Source organism: Streptomyces sp. NPDC047981 (assembly GCF_040653315.1).
Taxonomy (GTDB): Bacteria; Actinomycetota; Actinomycetes; order Streptomycetales; family Streptomycetaceae; genus Streptomyces.
Genome location: NZ_JBEZNQ010000002.1, coordinates 1 through 14,867, shown reverse-complemented (window position 1 = coordinate 14,867; position 14,867 = coordinate 1). Strand labels below are relative to the sequence as shown.

Genomic DNA, 14,867 nt, shown 5'->3' with positions numbered 1-14,867 from the left:
CGGTCACATGGCCATCCGCGCGGTCCTCTGGGACATCGACGACACCCTCTTCGACTACTCACGCGCGGACCTGGCCGGCATGCGCGACCACCTCACGGCCGAGGGCCTGGTGGACGGATTCGACTCCGTCGACCAGGCCCTCCGTCGTTGGCAGGAGCTCACGGTCGTCCACTGGCGGCGCTTCGAGGCCGGCGGGGTGGACTTCCAGGACCAGCGGCGCGAGCGCGTGCGGGAGTTCCTCGCGGCGCCCGGCCTGACCGCCCCCGAGGCAGACGCCTGGTTCGCCCGGTACGTCGCGCACTACGAGGCGGCCTGGGAGCTCTTCCCCGACGCGCTGCCCGTGCTCGATGTGCTCGCGGGTGACTACCGTCACGCGGTCCTGTCGAACTCCTCGATCCACAACCAGGACCGCAAGCTGCGCGTGCTCGGCGTACGGGACCGCTTCGAGGCCGTCGTCTGCGCCGCGGAGCTCGGGGTGGCCAAGCCCGCCGCCGAGGCCTTCCACGCGGCCTGCGACGCCCTCGGCCTGGACCCGGCCGAGGTGGCGTACGTCGGCGACCAGCCGGACATCGACGCCTCGGGGGCGGACGGCGCGGGGCTCCGGGGCATCTGGCTCGACCGGGCAGACACCGGCGGACGCCCCGAGCTGACCCGCATCACCGGCCTCGCCCAGCTCCCCGGACTGCTGCGCGGGGATACCCGTTTTGGAGCGCCGGACACCTTCAGGTAATGTTCTTCCTGCGCCGAGGGGAGCAAGCCGAAAGGCAGAAACCCACCGGAGCACAACCCGAACAAGATCCCCGTCGCCGGGGGTCGCGTTTTGGTGGCCTATGGTGTAATTGGCAGCACGACTGATTCTGGTTCAGTTAGTCTAGGTTCGAGTCCTGGTAGGCCAGCTCGCAGAGCTCATCTGCACCGTACGCGGATCTCATCCGCAAAGCCCCCGTTGTGTAGCGGCCTAGCACGCTGCCCTCTCACGGCAGTAGCGCCGGTTCGAATCCGGTCGGGGGTACAGATCCTTCCCGCGGGATCACCTGGGTCGCACCCGGTGAACCCGATGCAGGATCGCTAGGGCCCCCGTTGTGTAGCGGCCTAGCACGCCGCCCTCTCAAGGCGGTAGCGCCGGTTCGAATCCGGTCGGGGGTACTGGTCTAAACCACCATGGCCTATGGTGTAATTGGCAACACTACGGTTTCTGGTACCGTCATTCTAGGTTCGAGTCCTGGTAGGCCAGCTCGCAGAGCTCATCTGCACCCGCGGATCTGATCCGCAAGGCCCCCGTTGTGTAGCGGCCTAGCACGCCGCCCTCTCAAGGCGGTAGCGCCGGTTCGAATCCGGTCGGGGGTACAGAACGAAGAAGCCCTTCCCTTCGGGGGAGGGCTTCTTCGCTGTTCCGTCCCGCGCACACAACTCCGGCCCACCGCTGCGGCGTTGAAGCGGTGGGCCGGGATGTACGTACGGGCAGGAGGGACAGGAAGCGCGTCAGCCGTTGCGGCGGAGCGCCTCGGAGAGGCGGGCGGCGGCGTCGATGACCGCCTGGGCGTGCATACGCCCCGGGTGGCGCGTCAGGCGCTCGATCGGACCGGAGACCGACACGGCGGCCACCACGCGGTTCGACGGGCCGCGTACGGGCGCGGAGACGGACGCCACGCCCGGCTCGCGCTCGCCGATCGACTGGGCCCAGCCGCGGCGCCGTACGCCCGAGAGGGCCGTCGCCGTGAAGCGGGCGCCCTGCAGGCCGCGGTGCAGCCGCTCGGGCTCCTCCCAGGCCATCAGGATCTGCGCCGAGGAGCCGGCCTTCATCGTCAGCGTCGAACCGACCGGGACGGTGTCCCGAAGGCCGGACAGGCGCTCGGCGGCCGCGACACAGATGCGCATGTCGCCCTGCCGCCGGTAGAGCTGCGCGCTCTCGCCGGTGACGTCGCGCAGATGCGTCAGTACCGGGCCCGCCGTGGCGAGCAGGCGGTCCTCACCGGCCGCGGCGGCGAGCTCCGCCAGGCGCGGTCCGAGGATGAACCGGCCCTGCATGTCGCGCGCCACCATCCGGTGGTGTTCCAGTGCCACGGCGAGGCGATGTGCCGTGGGTCGTGCGAGTCCCGTCGCCGCGACCAGACCTGCGAGGGTGGCCGGACCGGACTCCAGGGCGCTCAGGACAAGGGCTGCCTTGTCGAGAACACCCACGCCGCTAGAGTTGTCCATGCAACGATATTCACGTCTCACTCTGTGAAACGCAAGTTCAATTTTCCTGGGAACTTGTCACTCTGGTGGGGCGGCCGCACAACGGCTCGCGAAACGGGTCTCTAGTTGTGCCGGCGATCACGTCGGCCGGAGGGAAAGCGATGGGTAGGACACTCGCGGAGAAGGTCTGGGACGACCACGTCGTCCGGCGCGCCGAGGGCGAGCCCGACCTCCTCTTCATCGATCTTCACCTGCTGCACGAGGTGACCAGCCCCCAGGCGTTCGACGGTCTGCGTCAGAACGGCCGGCAGGTACGGCGCCTCGACCTCACCATCGCGACCGAGGACCACAACACCCCGACCCTCGACATCGACAAGCCGATCGCCGACCCGGTCTCCCGCGCGCAGTTGGAGACCCTGCGCAAGAACTGTGCCGAGTTCGGCGTCCGCCTGCATCCGCTGGGCGACGTCGAGCAGGGCGTCGTCCACGTCGTGGGACCGCAGCTGGGCCTGACCCAGCCCGGCACCACCGTGGTCTGCGGCGACTCGCACACCTCCACGCACGGCGCCTTCGGCGCGCTGGCGTTCGGCATCGGCACCAGCCAGGTCGAGCACGTGCTCGCCACCCAGACGCTGCCGCTGGCCCGCCCCAAGACCATGGCCATCACGGTCGACGGCGACCTGCCGGCGGACGTCACCGCCAAGGACCTGATCCTGGCGATCATCGCCAAGATCGGCACCGGCGGCGGCCAGGGCTACATCCTGGAGTACCGCGGCTCCGCCATCGAGAACCTCTCGATGGAGGCCCGGATGACCATCTGCAACATGTCGATCGAGGCCGGTGCCCGCGCGGGCATGATCGCCCCCGACGAGACCACCTTCGCGTACCTGAAGGGCCGCGCCCACGCCCCCGAGGGCGAGGACTGGGACGCCGCCGTCGCGTACTGGAAGACCCTGAAGTCCGACGAGGACGCCGTCTTCGACGCCGAGGTCGTCATCGACGCCGCCTCCCTGGCGCCGTTCGTGACCTGGGGCACCAACCCCGGCCAGGGCGCGCCGCTTTCGGCGAACGTCCCCGACCCGGCTTCGTACGAAGACGCTTCGGAGCGCTTGGCCGCCGAAAAGGCCCTGGAGTACATGGGGTTGACCGCCGGGCAGCCGCTGCGGGACATCAAGGTCGACACCGTCTTCGTAGGCTCCTGCACCAACGGCCGCATCGAGGACCTGCGCAACGCCGCCGCCCTGCTGGAGGGCCGCAAGGTCGCCGACGGGGTGCGGATGCTGGTCGTCCCCGGCTCGGTCCGGGTCGCCCTGCAGGCCGTGGAGGAGGGCCTGGACAAGGTCTTCAAGGAGTCCGGCGCCGAATGGCGCCACGCGGGCTGCTCGATGTGCCTGGGCATGAACCCCGACCAACTCGCGCCCGGTGAGCGCTCCGCGTCCACCTCCAACCGCAACTTCGAGGGCCGGCAGGGCAAGGGCGGCCGGACCCACCTGGTCTCGCCCCAGGTCGCCGCCGCCACCGCCGTACTGGGCCATCTGGCCTCCCCGGCCGATCTGTCCGACGTCGCTACGCCCGCGGGGGTCTGAGGAACCATGGAAGCTTTCACCACGCACACCGGCCGGGCCGTCCCGCTGCGCCGCAGCAACGTCGACACCGACCAGATCATCCCCGCGCACTGGCTGAAGAAGGTCACCCGCGACGGCTTCGAGGACGGGCTCTTCGAGGCCTGGCGCAAGGACTCCGAGTTCGTGCTCAACCGCCCCGAGCGGCAGGGTGCCACGGTCCTGGTCGCCGGTCCCGACTTCGGTACGGGCTCCTCCCGCGAGCACGCCGTCTGGGCCCTCCAGAACTACGGCTTCAAGACCGTCATCTCCTCCCGGTTCGCCGACATCTTCCGCGGCAACTCGCTGAAGAACGGTCTGCTGACCGTCGTCCTCGACCAGCCGACCGTGGACGCCCTCTGGGAGCTGACCGAGGCCGACCCGACGGCCGAAATCACTGTTGACTTGGAGCGCCGGAAGGTGCTCGCCGCCGGGATCGACGCCGACTTCGAGCTCGACGAGAACGCCCGCTGGCGGCTCCTGAACGGCCTGGACGACATCAGCCTCACCCTTCAGAACGAAGCCGACATCGCCGCCTACGAGGCGGCCAGGCCGGCCTACAAGCCCCGTACAATTACGGTCTGAGCAGCGCTTTTCCACGACTGCGCCCCCCACCCTCCGGTGGGGGGCGCAGTCGCTTGTTGAGACCCCGTCGGGCGACAACTCGCCCTAGATGGCACAATCGGTGCATGGAACGCGACAGCCAACTCGAGCTCTACGAGGCAGTCGCCGCCCGATTGAAGGAAGCGCACACAAGGGTGCGCGAACTGCAAGTCCCGGAGGGCGTAAGGATGGCGCTGTCCCGGAAGCTGCTGGTCGTCACGGCAGCGGCGAAGCACGATCTAGCGGACGCGGCAACGCGTCTGGACCGGTTGATGAAGGACCTCGACGAGGGCCGATTCCCTGAAGACGACTGACACCAGGAACTCCGCGACGGCACTTCTGCGTTGCGGCACTAGGGTGATTAGCCCGTTTCGTGTTTGATTTGCGGTATATACATGCCTAACGTGCGAAAAAGCTTGAACACTTTCGTTCTGGCAATGTCTCCGAAGGGGAAGACGTGAACAAGGCGCAGCTCGTAGAAGCGATTGCCGACAAGCTCGGCGGCCGTCAGCAGGCCGCGGACGCCGTCGACGCGGTGCTGGACGCGATCGTGCGTGCCGTGGTCGGCGGGGACCGGGTCTCGGTCACCGGCTTCGGCTCGTTCGAGAAGGTCGACCGCCCCGCCCGGTACGCCCGCAACCCGCAGACGGGTGAGCGCGTCCGGGTCAAGAAGACCTCGGTGCCGCGCTTCCGTGCGGGGCAGGGCTTCAAGGACCTGGTCAGCGGCTCGAAGAAGCTCCCCAAGGGCGGCGAGGTCGCCGTCAAGAAGGCGCCCAAGGGCAGCCTCACGGGTGGCGCTTCCGCGACCGTGAAGAAGGCCGCGGCCAAGAAGGCCACGACCGCCAAGAAGGCGGCGGCCAAGAAGGCCACGCCGGCGAAGAAGGCCGCGGTCAAGAAGACCACCGCCGCCAAGAAGACCGCCGTGAAGAAGACCACCGCCGCGGCGAAGAAGACCACGGCGGCGGCCAAGAAGGCGGCCCCGGCGAAGAAGACGACGGCCGCGGCCAAGAAGACCGTCGCCAAGAAGACCGCGCCGGCGAAGAAGGCCACGGCGAAGAAGGCGCCCGCCAAGAAGACGACGGCGCGCAAGACCACCGCCAAGAAGGCCGCCGCCAAGAAGTAGAGGTAAGCGGCACACGGACCTGGAGCCACTCACACGCCGGGCCGGGCTCCCCTCGGGGAGGCCGGCCCGCGGCGCATCCGCACCCTGTTCGGCCCAGTCGGGCCGGAGAGATCGGTCAGTTCGGCCGCGGAGGCGTCCCGTTCAGAGCGTCTGCAGCGTGACCAGCGTGATCCGGAGCCCCGCACCGGCGGTGCCCGGCTCCGTCTCGATCCGCACCCGCTGCCCCGGACGCAGCAGCAGCAGCCCGCCCGCGTCGAAGGCCTCGGCCCCGAACTCCACCGGGGTGCCGTCGTCGAGCAGCACACTGCCGCTGCGGGTCTCGGGATCGTACGTGTACGCGGTCGCCTGCATGGCCCGCAGCCTATCCGGCCGCGCGATCAGCGGCCGTCCCGTCCCAACGGGCGGCCGTGCGCGGCCCGACGCCCAGCGCGAGCGCCGCCGCCAGATCCTCGCCGGTGTCCACGTCCCGGCGTACGGAATCCACCCCCGCCAGTCGTATTTCCACCGCGCCCGACGACAAATGGCGGCAGCGTGAAGCACCCCCGAATGCAGGTGCCAATTCCACCCCCGGCCCCGCCGAGAGGAATGTCGTACCTATTTCGGCGGCATCCGCGAGAAATGTCCGGGGGAATTCCCCGGCGGCTTCGAGGACCCGGGCGAGCTCGGCGGGCCGCAGCGCCGGGAGGTCCGCGTTGAGCGCCGCCACGCGCGCGTGCGGCCGGGCCTCCCGCACCGTCCGGGCCCCGTGCGCCAGCGCCGCGTTGAGCCCGGCCGCGGGGGAGTCGGGCACGATCCGCGCCCCGAGCGCCGCGAGCGCCGCCGCGGCCGACTGATCGTCCGTGACGACCACCACATCCCGCACCCGCCCGCACTCCAGCGCCGCCGCCACCGTGTCCTGCGCGAACGCCAGCGCGAGCCGCGGCCGCAACAGCGCCCCCGCGGCCGCGGCGAGCCTGCTCTTCGCCCGCGCAAGGGGCTTCAGGGGCACGACCAGGGACCAGCCGTCGTCCGGATCGATGTTCATCGCGGCCCATTGTGACCCGACACCGTGCCCCCGCGTCCGGCGGAACGAAACGCCCGCTGCCCGACGGCGCCGCCGGGCCGGGGCGTACCGTGTCCTCGACAGACCAGGAGCATGGGGCGAGACTTGACCCCCTGCACGCCAGTCCCACAGGAAGGTGCACGAGTGTCCCGCCGCAGAATCGGCTTCTGGTACCGCCTGGCGGCGGTCATCGCCAAACCCCCCCTGGTGGTTCTGTTCAAGCGGGACTGGCGCGGAACGGAACACATTCCGGCCGACGGCGGATTCATCACCGCCGTCAATCACAACTCGTATCTGGACCCGCTGTCCTACGCGCATTACCAGTACAACACCGGACGCGTCCCGCGCTTTCTCGCCAAGGCCGGCCTCTTCAAGGGCTCGTTCGTCGGCACCATGCTGCGCGGCACCGGACAGATCCCCGTCTACCGCGAGACGACCAACGCCCTGGACGCCTTCCGGGCCGCCGTCGACGCCATCGAGCGCGGCGAGTGCGTCGCCTTCTACCCCGAGGGCACCCTCACCCGCGACCCCGAGATGTGGCCGATGGCGGGCAAGACCGGCGCCGCCCGCGTCGCGCTGCTCACCAAGGCCCCGGTCATCCCGGTCGCCCAGTGGGGCGCCAACCTCGCGATGCCGCCGTACGCCAAGGAGAACAAGCTCAGCCTGTTCCCCCGCAAGACGCTGATCGTGCAGGCCGGTCCGCCCGTCGACCTCTCCCGCTTCTACGGCCAGGAGCCCACGCCCGAGGTGCTGCGCGAGGCGACCGAGGTCATCATGGCCTCGATCACCGCGCTCCTCGAGGACGTCCGCGGCGAGAAGGCGCCGGCCGAGCCGTACGACCACCGCAAGGCCCGTCTTGAGCAGCGGCGCAAGGCCGCGGGGGAAGGCAAGAAGTGACCAAGGCTGCCGTATTCGGAACCGGGTCCTGGGGCACGGCCTTCGGCATGGTGCTCGCCGACGCGGGCTGCGACGTGACCCTGTGGGGCCGCCGCGCCGAACTCGCCGAGACGATCAACACCACCCGTACCAACCCGGACTACCTCCCGGGCGTCGAACTCCCCGCCACCGTGCGGGCCACCACCGACCCCGCCGAGGCCGCCCACGACGCCGACTTCACCGTCCTGGTCGTGCCCTCGCAGACCCTGCGCGCCAACCTCGCCGAGTGGGCCCCCAAGCTGGCCCCCGACACCGTCCTCGTCTCCCTGATGAAGGGCGTCGAACTCGGCACCGCCGAGCGGATGAGCGAGGTCATCATGGAGGTCGCCGACGTGCCCGCCGAGCGCGTCGCCGTCCTGACCGGCCCCAACCTGGCCAAGGAGATCGCCGCCCGGCAGCCCGCCGGCGCCGTCGCCGCCTGCGCCGACGAATCGGTCGCCCGGCGGCTCCAGACCGCCTGCATGACCCCGTACTTCCGCCCGTACACCAGCACCGACGTCGTGGGCTGCGAGCTCGGCGGGGCGGTGAAGAACGTCATCGGGCTCGCCGTCGGCATCGCCAACGGCATGGGACTCGGTGACAACTCCAAGGCCACGCTCATCACCCGCGGTCTCGCCGAGACCACCCGGCTCGGCCTGGCCATGGGCGCCGACCCGCTCACCTTCGCCGGCCTCGCCGGCCTCGGCGACCTGGTCGCCACCTGCTCCTCCCCGCTCTCCAGGAACAACACCTTCGGCACCAACCTGGGCCGGGGCATGACCCTGGAGGAGACCATCGCGGCGACCAAGCAGACCGCCGAGGGCGTCAAGTCCTGCGAGTCGGTGCTCGATCTGGCCCGCCGCCACGGCGTCGACATGCCGATCACCGAGACGGTCGTCTCGATCGTCCACGAGGGCAAGCCGCCGATCGTCGCTCTCAAGGAGCTGATGTCGCGCAGCGCCAAGTCCGAGCGCCGCTGACACCGCGGCCGACGGCCCTGCGCCGTCGGCCCCGCCCACGGACCGCCGCACGCGTACTACGCCGGACGCGCGCGCGGCGGCCAGGGCTCTTAAACGCGTCGAACACGCAAGGTACGCTCAACGCGTTATGAGCGAGAACACCCAGAGCCCCCGCAAGCCGCGCGTGGCCGTCGTCTTCGGCGGACGCAGCTCCGAGCACGCCATCTCCGTCGTCACGGCCGGTGCCGTCCTCAAGGCCATCGACCGGACCAAGTACGACGTGCTGCCCATCGGCATCACCACGGACGGGCGCTGGGCGCTGACCGCCGACGCCCCGGAGCGGATGGCGATCGCCGACCGCGCCCTGCCGAACGTCACCGACCTCACCGAGTCCGAGACGGGCGGCGTCGTCCTCTCCGTCGACCCGGCCAACCGCGAGGTCGTGTACACCGAGCCCGGCTCCGTGCCCAAGGCGCTCGGCGAGGTCGACGTCGTCTTCCCGATGCTGCACGGCCCGTACGGCGAGGACGGCACCCTCCAGGGCCTCCTGGAGCTCTCCGGCGTCCCCTACGTCGGCGCGGGCGTGCTCGCCTCCGCCGTCGGGCAGGACAAGGAGTACATGAAGCGGGTGTTCACCTCCTTCGGGCTGCCGGTCGGCCCGTACGAGGTCATCCGGCCGCGCGAGTGGGAGCAGAACCCCGCGGCCGCCCGCAAGAAGATCGTCGAGTTCGCCGCCGACCACGGCTGGCCGCTCTTCGTGAAGCCGGCCCGCGGCGGTTCCTCCATGGGGATCACCAAGGTCGACGACCTCTCCGGCCTGGACGAGGCCATCGAGGAGGCCCGCCGCCACGACCCGAAGATCCTCGTCGAGTCGCTGCTGCGCGGCCGCGAGATCGAGTGCGGCGTCCTGGAGTTCGAGGACGGTCCGCGCGCCAGCGTGCCGGCCGAGATCCCGCCGGTCACCGACCACGACTTCTACGACTTCGAGGCCAAGTACATCGACTCGGCCTCCGGGATCGTCCCCGCGCCGATCGGCGACGAGGCCACCGCCGAGGTCCAGCGCCTCGCCGTCGCCGCCTACGAGGCCGTCTCCTGCGAGGGCCTGGTCCGCGCCGACTTCTTCCTCACCGAGGAAGGCGAGTTCGTGATCAACGAGATCAACACCATGCCGGGCTTCACCCCGATCTCGATGTACCCGCGGATGTGGCAGGAGAGCGGCGTCAGCTACCCCGAGCTGGTCGACCGGCTGATCCAGGCCGCGCTGACCCGCTCCACGGGCCTGCGCTGACGACAGGCGCCGGGCACGAGCGCGAGGGGCGGCCGTCGAGGCCGCCCCTGGGCGCGTTCCGCCGCGGTCGCCCCGTCGCCCTCGTCCCGTCGCGGTCGTCCGTCGTGGTCGTCCCGCCTCAGTCGCACTCCGGATCGAGCGCGCACGGCACGGCCTTCTTCACGGGGGCGGCGAAATCCGCCAGCGGGCCTGCGTCGTGCGCGTACCGCTCGGCCAGACTCACCTCGACGTACGTCTCGCGGTACACCGAGGTGAACCGGGGTCCGTCGCCCTCCCGCGGCTCCAGCATCCAGCGCACACCGCCCACCGAGAGGCCCTGCGACTGGGGATCGCTCATCTTTTCGGGCCGGGGGACTCCGCAGCGCAGTACGATCGCCCCGTCCCCCCACCCGGCGGTCAGGTCGGAGTCGGGCTCCGGGTCCTTCCGGTCCAGCCCCGCCACGGTGTCGGGAAGCTCCTTCGCCAGTGCCTGGCAGAGGGCGGCTTCCGCGGCCGGCGGGCTGGGAACCGGGACCGAGGCCCCGGCGTCCGTGGAGGAACAGCCCGCGGCGGTGAGCAGCACCAGGAGGGAAGCGGCCGCGACGGGCAGGCCGAAGGGCCGGTGGGAAGACTTCACCGGCCAAGGGTAGACGGGGGCTACAGATGCACGACCGGGCAGGTGAGGGTCCGCGTGATGCCGTCCACTTGCTGGACCTTGGCGACCACCATGCGGCCCAGTTCGTCGACCGTGTCGGCTTGGGCGCGGACGATGACGTCGTAAGGACCCGTCACGTCTTCCGCCTGGATGACTCCCGGGATCTTGGAGATGGTCTCGGCGACGGTCGACGCCTTGCCCACCTCGGTCTGGATGAGGATGTACGCCTGTACCACGGAACCTCCAGGGCGGCCACGAGGATCTTGTGGGAGAAAGAGACGCCACGGTACCGCGTCGCCGCGGGCCGCGGGGAGACCTGCGCGTCCCGAGGCGCCCGCAGGGTGGCTTGGGTACGACAGCAGTTGACGTTCCAGACGGTTCCTCATCGACGGTACCGCACGACAACACGAGGTGAGACGCGGTGAAGGGCACAGTAGGAGAGCTGGGGGAGTTCGGGCTCATCAGGGAGCTCACCTCCCGGCTCACCTCCACCCCGGCGGTACGGATCGGACCCGGCGACGACGCCGCGGTCGTCTCCGCGCCCGACCGGCGCGTGGTGGCCAGTACGGACGTCCTCCTCGAAGGACGTCACTTCCGCCGCGACTGGTCGACGGCGTACGACGTGGGCCGCAAGGCCGCCGCGCAGAATCTGGCCGACATCGCCGCCATGGGCGCCGTCCCCACCGCGCTCCTCCTCGGCCTGGTCGTCCCGGCCGAACTCCCGGTCACCTGGCCGACCGAGCTGATGGACGGGCTGCGGGACGAGTGCCAGGTCGCCGGCGCGGCCGTGGTCGGCGGCGACGTGGTGCGCGGCGACACGATCACGGTCGCCATCACCGCCCTCGGCGACCTGCGCAACCACGACCCGGTGACCCGGGGCGGCGCGCAGCCCGGCGACGTCGTCGCGTACACCGGCTGGCTCGGCTGGTCCGCCGCCGGCTACGCGGTGCTCTCGCGCGGCTTCCGCTCCCCGCGCGCCTTCGTCGAGGCGCACCGCAGGCCCGAGCCGCCGTACCACGCGGGCCCCGCGGCCGCCGGGCTCGGCGCCACCGCCATGTGCGACGTCAGCGACGGACTCATCGCCGACCTCGGGCACATCGCGGAGGCCAGCAAGGTCCGGATCGACCTGCGCTCCGGGCTCATCGACATCCCGAGCCAGATGAACGACATCGGCCAGGCCGTCGGCGTGGACCCGCTGCAGTGGGTGCTCACCGGGGGAGAGGACCACGCCATCGTGGCGACCTTCCCGCCGGACGTGAAGCTCCCGGCCCGCTGGAAGGTCATCGGCGAGGTGCTCAACCCGTCCGCGATGCCCCAGGTGACCGTGGACGGCGCGCCCTGGCACGCCAAGGGCGGCTGGGACCACTTCGGCGGCCACGAGTGAGCCGCCCGCCGCTGGTCCTGACCGTCGCCGGATCCGACTCCGGCGGCGGCGCGGGCATCCAGGCCGACCTGAAGACGATGCTCGCTCTCGGCGTGCACGGCATGAGCGTGATCACCGCCGTGACCGCGCAGAACTCGCTGGGTGTGCGCGGCGCCTGGGAACTGCCCGAGGAGGCGGTACGCGCCCAGTACCGCGCGGTCGTCGACGACATCGGCGTCCAGGCCGTGAAGACCGGCATGCTGGCGTCGGCCGCGCTGGTGGAGACGGTGGCGGAGCTGCTGGCCGACACGGACGCGCCCGTCGTCGTGGACCCGGTCGGGGTCTCCAAGCACGGTGATCCGCTGCTCGCGGCCTCGGCGCTGGACTCCGTACGGACGAAACTGCTGCCGGTCGCCACGGTGGCCACGCCCAACCTGGACGAAGTGGCGCAGCTCACGGGCGTCCGGGTCGGTTCGGCGGCGGATCTGCGCGAGGCGGCGGCGGCGATCCTGTCGTACGGCCCGCGCTGGGCGCTCATCAAGGGCGGGCACCTGGCGGGCGGGGAAGCGGTCGACCTGCTCACCGACGGCTCCGAGGAGCTGTGGCTGCGCGCGCCGCGTCACGACAACCGGCACACGCACGGCACGGGCTGCACGCTCGCGTCCGCGGTGGCCTCGGGCCTCGCGAAGGGCCTGTCCGTGCCGGAGGCGGTGCGGGCGGCCAAGGAGTACGTGACCGGGGCCATCGCGGCCGGCTTCGCGCTCGGCGCGGGGATCGGCCCGGTGGACCACGCCTGGCGGTTCAGGTCCTAGCGTTTCAGGGCATGGCCCCGGCGTTTCGGGGCATGGCGAAAGGCCGGTTCACCGAGGTGAACCGGCCTTCAAGGCAACCGCAGGGGCTGCGCTACGACGAAACGTCGGCGTTAGCGCGAGACCTTGCCGGCCTTGATGCACGAGGTGCAGACGTTGAGCCGCTTCGGCGTCCGACCGACCACGGCACGCACGCGCTGGATGTTCGGGTTCCAGCGACGAGACGTACGGCGGTGCGAGTGCGAAATGTTGTTGCCGAAGCCCGGCCCCTTGCCGCAGACGTCGCAGTTGGCAGCCACGGGTCACTCCAAAGACTTCAGATTTACAGTGAAATCCGGCGCACCGGAATCAGAGTTCTGAAGTGGCTTGCCGGGGGAATGGCCCGACTCTCGCCGGGCAACCGAAGCAGCATACAACGGCTGCTCCCGTAGAACGAAACTACCACGATCGTCCCGGCCCCCGCCCCGGCCCCAGGTCACGACCGGGTCTACCCTGCGGTGAGCCCGACGCAGAAGCCGCTCCCGGCAGGAGGACCACCCGTTGCCCCAAGCCCCGCAGACCCTCGACGCCGAAGCGGTCAGATCCTGGTGCGCACGGGCGCTGGAGGCGCTCGGCCGGGAGCGGGAGGAGATCGACGCGATCAACGTCTATCCGATCGCCGACGGGGACACCGGCACCAACCTGTACCTGACGGTCGAGTCCGCGGCCCAGGCCGTCGAGGCGGTCTTCGCCGCCGACGACCCCGACGCGGTGGACGCCGTCCGGGCCATGGCGCACGGGGCCCTCATCGGCGCCCGGGGCAACTCCGGGACCATCCTCTCGCAGCTGCTGCGCGGTATGGCGTCCGTGCTCGCCGAGGGGCGTGACGGGGATCACCTGGCCCGATCGCTCGCGGCGGCGGCCGGCGCGGCCAGGGACGCCGTGGCGCACCCGGTCGAGGGAACGATCCTGAGCGTCGCCACGGCCGCGGCCGGCGCCTGCGCGGGCGGCGGCAGCCTGGTGACGGTGGCCAGGGGGGCGTACGAGGGGGCCAGGACGGCCCTGGAGGCGACCCCCGGGCAACTGGCCGTCCTGGAGCGCGCCGGGGTCGTGGACGCGGGCGGACGGGGTCTGGTGGCCGTCCTCGGAGCGCTGGTGGAGGCGGTGTCGGGCGAGGCGCAGGTGCGGCCGTCCGGCGGGTCCGTCGTACCCCTGCCTCCGGTCGACGACTGCGCCCAGGAGGACGGCCCGGCCTTCGAGGTGATCTACCTCCTGGAGGCGGAGGACGCCGCCGTGGACCGGCTGCGCGCCCGCCTCGACGCCCTCGGCGACTCCCTGGTCGTCGTCGGCGGGGACGGGCTGTGGAACGTGCACGTCCATGTCGACGACGCGGGCGCGGCGGTCGAGGCGGGTGTGGAGGCGGGGCGCCCGCACCGGATCCGGATCACGCACTTCGGCGGCGCCCCCGAGGTACGGGAACGGTTGGGGCGGGCGGTCGTGGCGGTCGTCCCGGGGGAGGGGCTCGCGGGCCTCTGCGCGGAGGCGGGCGCGACGACCGTGCTGGCCAGGCCGGGCGAGCCGCCGGCCAGCGGGGAGCTCGTCGACGCGATCCGGCGCGCCCACGCCTGCGAGGTCGTGCTGCTGCCGAACGACACCGACCTGCGCCACACGGCGGGCGCGGCGGCCGAGCAGGCCCGCGCCGAGGGCGTGCGGGTCGCTCTCATCCCGACCCGGGCGGCGGTCCAGGGCATCGCGGCGCTCGCGGTCCACGAGCCGGACCGGCGCTTCGACGAGGACGTGGTGGCGATGACGGCGGCCGCGGGCGCGACCCGGTACGCCGAACTGGCCGTCGCCGAGCGCCAGTCCTTCACCTCGGCCGGGGTCTGTCAGGCCGGCGACATCCTCGGCCTCATCGAGGGCGATGTCGCGGTCATCGGCCAGGACCCGACGACGACCGCCCGCACGGTCCTGGACCGCATGCTCTCGGCGGGCGGCGAGCTGGTCACCCTGATCGTCTCGGACGAGACCCCGCCGTCCCTGGCGGCCACCCTGGAACGCCACGTCCGCGAGACGTACTTGGCCGTGGACACGACCACGTACCACGCGGGCCGGGGCGCGCCGGTCCTGCTGATCGGCGTGGAGTAGAAGTCCGTTCCCCACTCGTGGGGAACGCCTGGCCCGGCGGTGCCCACCCGTAGGACGTGTACGTGGGCCTTCGGCCCGGCGGTGACCCCTCGCGCTCACGCGTAGCCCTCGCGCGAGGGGTCGGTCGGGGTGGAGCCCCGGTCTCGTCAGGGTTTCGGGAAGGGGCGGGGTGGGGGAATCGCCCCCGGCACCCTAGCAACTACGACTTCAAGGGGTCGATTTGCAGAC

At 71.3% G+C, this 14,867-nt stretch carries 17 protein-coding genes and 5 tRNA genes; 16 read left to right on the top strand and 6 right to left on the bottom strand.

The features are described from left to right. Positions 1–7: 7 nt before the first annotated feature. From AB0E14_RS02000 to AB0E14_RS01975, 6 genes are all read left to right on the top strand, one after another. Complete coding sequence (locus AB0E14_RS02000; protein ID WP_362410401.1) at positions 8–730, top strand: HAD family hydrolase; 723 nt, start codon at positions 8–10, stop codon at positions 728–730. A gap of 94 nt (positions 731–824) precedes the next feature. After that, positions 825–896 (top strand) — tRNA-Gln (locus AB0E14_RS01995). Between the two features lie 43 nt (positions 897–939). After that, a tRNA-Glu gene (locus AB0E14_RS01990) sits at positions 940–1,012 on the top strand. 61 nt (positions 1,013–1,073) lie between these two features. Further along, a tRNA-Glu gene (locus AB0E14_RS01985) sits at positions 1,074–1,146 on the top strand. Positions 1,147–1,162: 16 nt separating this feature from the next. Further along, a tRNA-Gln gene (locus AB0E14_RS01980) sits at positions 1,163–1,234 on the top strand. Between the two features lie 40 nt (positions 1,235–1,274). Further along, positions 1,275–1,347: transfer RNA gene (locus AB0E14_RS01975), tRNA-Glu, on the top strand. Positions 1,348–1,482: 135 nt separating this feature from the next. Here the strand turns inward: AB0E14_RS01975 and ndgR are convergent. Then, positions 1,483–2,199, bottom strand: coding sequence for an IclR family transcriptional regulator NdgR (gene ndgR, locus AB0E14_RS01970; protein WP_005311436.1), 717 nt, complete (start codon positions 2,197–2,199; stop codon positions 1,483–1,485). 140 nt (positions 2,200–2,339) lie between these two features. Here ndgR and leuC point away from each other — a divergent pair, with 140 nt between their 5' ends. From leuC to AB0E14_RS01950, 4 genes are all read left to right on the top strand, one after another. Beyond that, positions 2,340–3,764, top strand: a complete 1,425-nt coding sequence (leuC, locus tag AB0E14_RS01965) for a 3-isopropylmalate dehydratase large subunit (RefSeq protein ID WP_362410398.1) — start codon at positions 2,340–2,342, stop codon at positions 3,762–3,764. A gap of 6 nt (positions 3,765–3,770) precedes the next feature. Continuing rightward, positions 3,771–4,364, top strand: a complete 594-nt coding sequence (leuD, locus tag AB0E14_RS01960; RefSeq protein ID WP_362410395.1) for a 3-isopropylmalate dehydratase small subunit — start codon at positions 3,771–3,773, stop codon at positions 4,362–4,364. A 104-nt stretch (positions 4,365–4,468) separates the two neighbouring features. Then, positions 4,469–4,696, top strand: a complete 228-nt coding sequence (locus AB0E14_RS01955; RefSeq protein ID WP_260227783.1) for a hypothetical protein — start codon at positions 4,469–4,471, stop codon at positions 4,694–4,696. A gap of 143 nt (positions 4,697–4,839) precedes the next feature. Continuing rightward, complete coding sequence (locus AB0E14_RS01950) at positions 4,840–5,505, top strand: HU family DNA-binding protein (RefSeq protein ID WP_362410392.1); 666 nt, start codon at positions 4,840–4,842, stop codon at positions 5,503–5,505. Positions 5,506–5,646: 141 nt separating this feature from the next. On the opposite strand, the gene AB0E14_RS01945 is transcribed toward AB0E14_RS01950, so the two are convergent. After that, a complete protein-coding gene (locus AB0E14_RS01945) occupies positions 5,647–5,856 on the bottom strand; it encodes a hypothetical protein (protein ID WP_362410389.1) in 210 nt (69 codons plus the stop codon). A 10-nt stretch (positions 5,857–5,866) separates the two neighbouring features. Further along, a complete protein-coding gene (gene cofC / locus AB0E14_RS01940; protein ID WP_362410386.1) occupies positions 5,867–6,529 on the bottom strand; it encodes a 2-phospho-L-lactate guanylyltransferase in 663 nt (220 codons plus the stop codon). Between the two features lie 162 nt (positions 6,530–6,691). On the opposite strand from cofC, the gene AB0E14_RS01935 reads away from it, so the two are divergent. The 3 genes from AB0E14_RS01935 to AB0E14_RS01925 all read left to right on the top strand — a co-directional run bounded on the left by AB0E14_RS01935 (position 6,692) and on the right by AB0E14_RS01925 (position 9,709). After that, on the top strand, positions 6,692–7,444 hold the full coding sequence (locus AB0E14_RS01935) for a lysophospholipid acyltransferase family protein (RefSeq protein WP_362410383.1): 753 nt from the start codon (positions 6,692–6,694) through the stop codon (positions 7,442–7,444). Beyond that, on the top strand, positions 7,441–8,442 hold the full coding sequence (locus AB0E14_RS01930; protein ID WP_362410380.1) for an NAD(P)H-dependent glycerol-3-phosphate dehydrogenase: 1,002 nt from the start codon (positions 7,441–7,443) through the stop codon (positions 8,440–8,442). The genes AB0E14_RS01935 and AB0E14_RS01930 overlap by 4 nt, the downstream gene beginning before the upstream one ends. Before the next feature lie 127 nt (positions 8,443–8,569). After that, on the top strand, positions 8,570–9,709 hold the full coding sequence (locus AB0E14_RS01925) for a D-alanine--D-alanine ligase family protein (RefSeq protein ID WP_362410377.1): 1,140 nt from the start codon (positions 8,570–8,572) through the stop codon (positions 9,707–9,709). Positions 9,710–9,827: 118 nt separating this feature from the next. On the opposite strand, the gene AB0E14_RS01920 is transcribed toward AB0E14_RS01925, so the two are convergent. Then, positions 9,828–10,325, bottom strand: a complete 498-nt coding sequence (locus AB0E14_RS01920) for a DUF3515 domain-containing protein (RefSeq protein WP_362410374.1) — start codon at positions 10,323–10,325, stop codon at positions 9,828–9,830. A gap of 20 nt (positions 10,326–10,345) precedes the next feature. Then, on the bottom strand, positions 10,346–10,579 hold the full coding sequence (locus tag AB0E14_RS01915; protein WP_028802415.1) for an Lrp/AsnC ligand binding domain-containing protein: 234 nt from the start codon (positions 10,577–10,579) through the stop codon (positions 10,346–10,348). Between the two features lie 185 nt (positions 10,580–10,764). Between AB0E14_RS01915 and AB0E14_RS01910 the strand changes: the two genes are divergently transcribed. Together AB0E14_RS01910 and thiD are read left to right on the top strand one after the other, a co-directional pair. Further along, positions 10,765–11,727: a thiamine-phosphate kinase gene (locus AB0E14_RS01910; protein ID WP_362410371.1), complete on the top strand. Its 963-nt coding sequence runs from the start codon at positions 10,765–10,767 to the stop codon at positions 11,725–11,727. Continuing rightward, the gene (gene thiD, locus AB0E14_RS01905) at positions 11,724–12,518 is read left to right on the top strand and encodes a bifunctional hydroxymethylpyrimidine kinase/phosphomethylpyrimidine kinase (protein ID WP_362410368.1); all 795 of its coding nucleotides are present in this window, start codon (positions 11,724–11,726) and stop codon (positions 12,516–12,518) included. The genes AB0E14_RS01910 and thiD overlap by 4 nt, the downstream gene beginning before the upstream one ends. Positions 12,519–12,628: 110 nt before the next feature. On the opposite strand, the gene rpmB is transcribed toward thiD, so the two are convergent. Beyond that, positions 12,629–12,814, bottom strand: coding sequence for a 50S ribosomal protein L28 (gene rpmB / locus AB0E14_RS01900; RefSeq protein ID WP_003957616.1), 186 nt, complete (start codon positions 12,812–12,814; stop codon positions 12,629–12,631). Between the two features lie 241 nt (positions 12,815–13,055). On the opposite strand from rpmB, the gene AB0E14_RS01895 reads away from it, so the two are divergent. Next, on the top strand, positions 13,056–14,639 hold the full coding sequence (locus tag AB0E14_RS01895) for a DAK2 domain-containing protein (RefSeq protein ID WP_362410365.1): 1,584 nt from the start codon (positions 13,056–13,058) through the stop codon (positions 14,637–14,639). Positions 14,640–14,867 lie beyond the last annotated feature (228 nt).

Bases quoted from the DNA above. Each gene is read 5' to 3' on its own strand.
- AB0E14_RS01955 (WP_260227783.1), top strand. From the start codon at position 4,469: ATGGAACGCGACAGCCAACTCGAGCTCTACGAGGCAGTCGCCGCCCGA.
- ndgR (WP_005311436.1), bottom strand. From the start codon at position 2,199: ATGGACAACTCTAGCGGCGTGGGTGTTCTCGACAAGGCAGCCCTTGTC.
- cofC (WP_362410386.1), bottom strand. From the start codon at position 6,529: ATGAACATCGATCCGGACGACGGCTGGTCCCTGGTCGTGCCCCTGAAG.
- leuC (WP_362410398.1), top strand. From the start codon at position 2,340: ATGGGTAGGACACTCGCGGAGAAGGTCTGGGACGACCACGTCGTCCGG.
- AB0E14_RS01925 (WP_362410377.1), top strand. From the start codon at position 8,570: ATGAGCGAGAACACCCAGAGCCCCCGCAAGCCGCGCGTGGCCGTCGTC.
- leuD (WP_362410395.1), top strand. From the start codon at position 3,771: ATGGAAGCTTTCACCACGCACACCGGCCGGGCCGTCCCGCTGCGCCGC.
- AB0E14_RS01945 (WP_362410389.1), bottom strand. From the start codon at position 5,856: ATGCAGGCGACCGCGTACACGTACGATCCCGAGACCCGCAGCGGCAGT.
- AB0E14_RS02000 (WP_362410401.1), top strand. From the start codon at position 8: ATGGCCATCCGCGCGGTCCTCTGGGACATCGACGACACCCTCTTCGAC.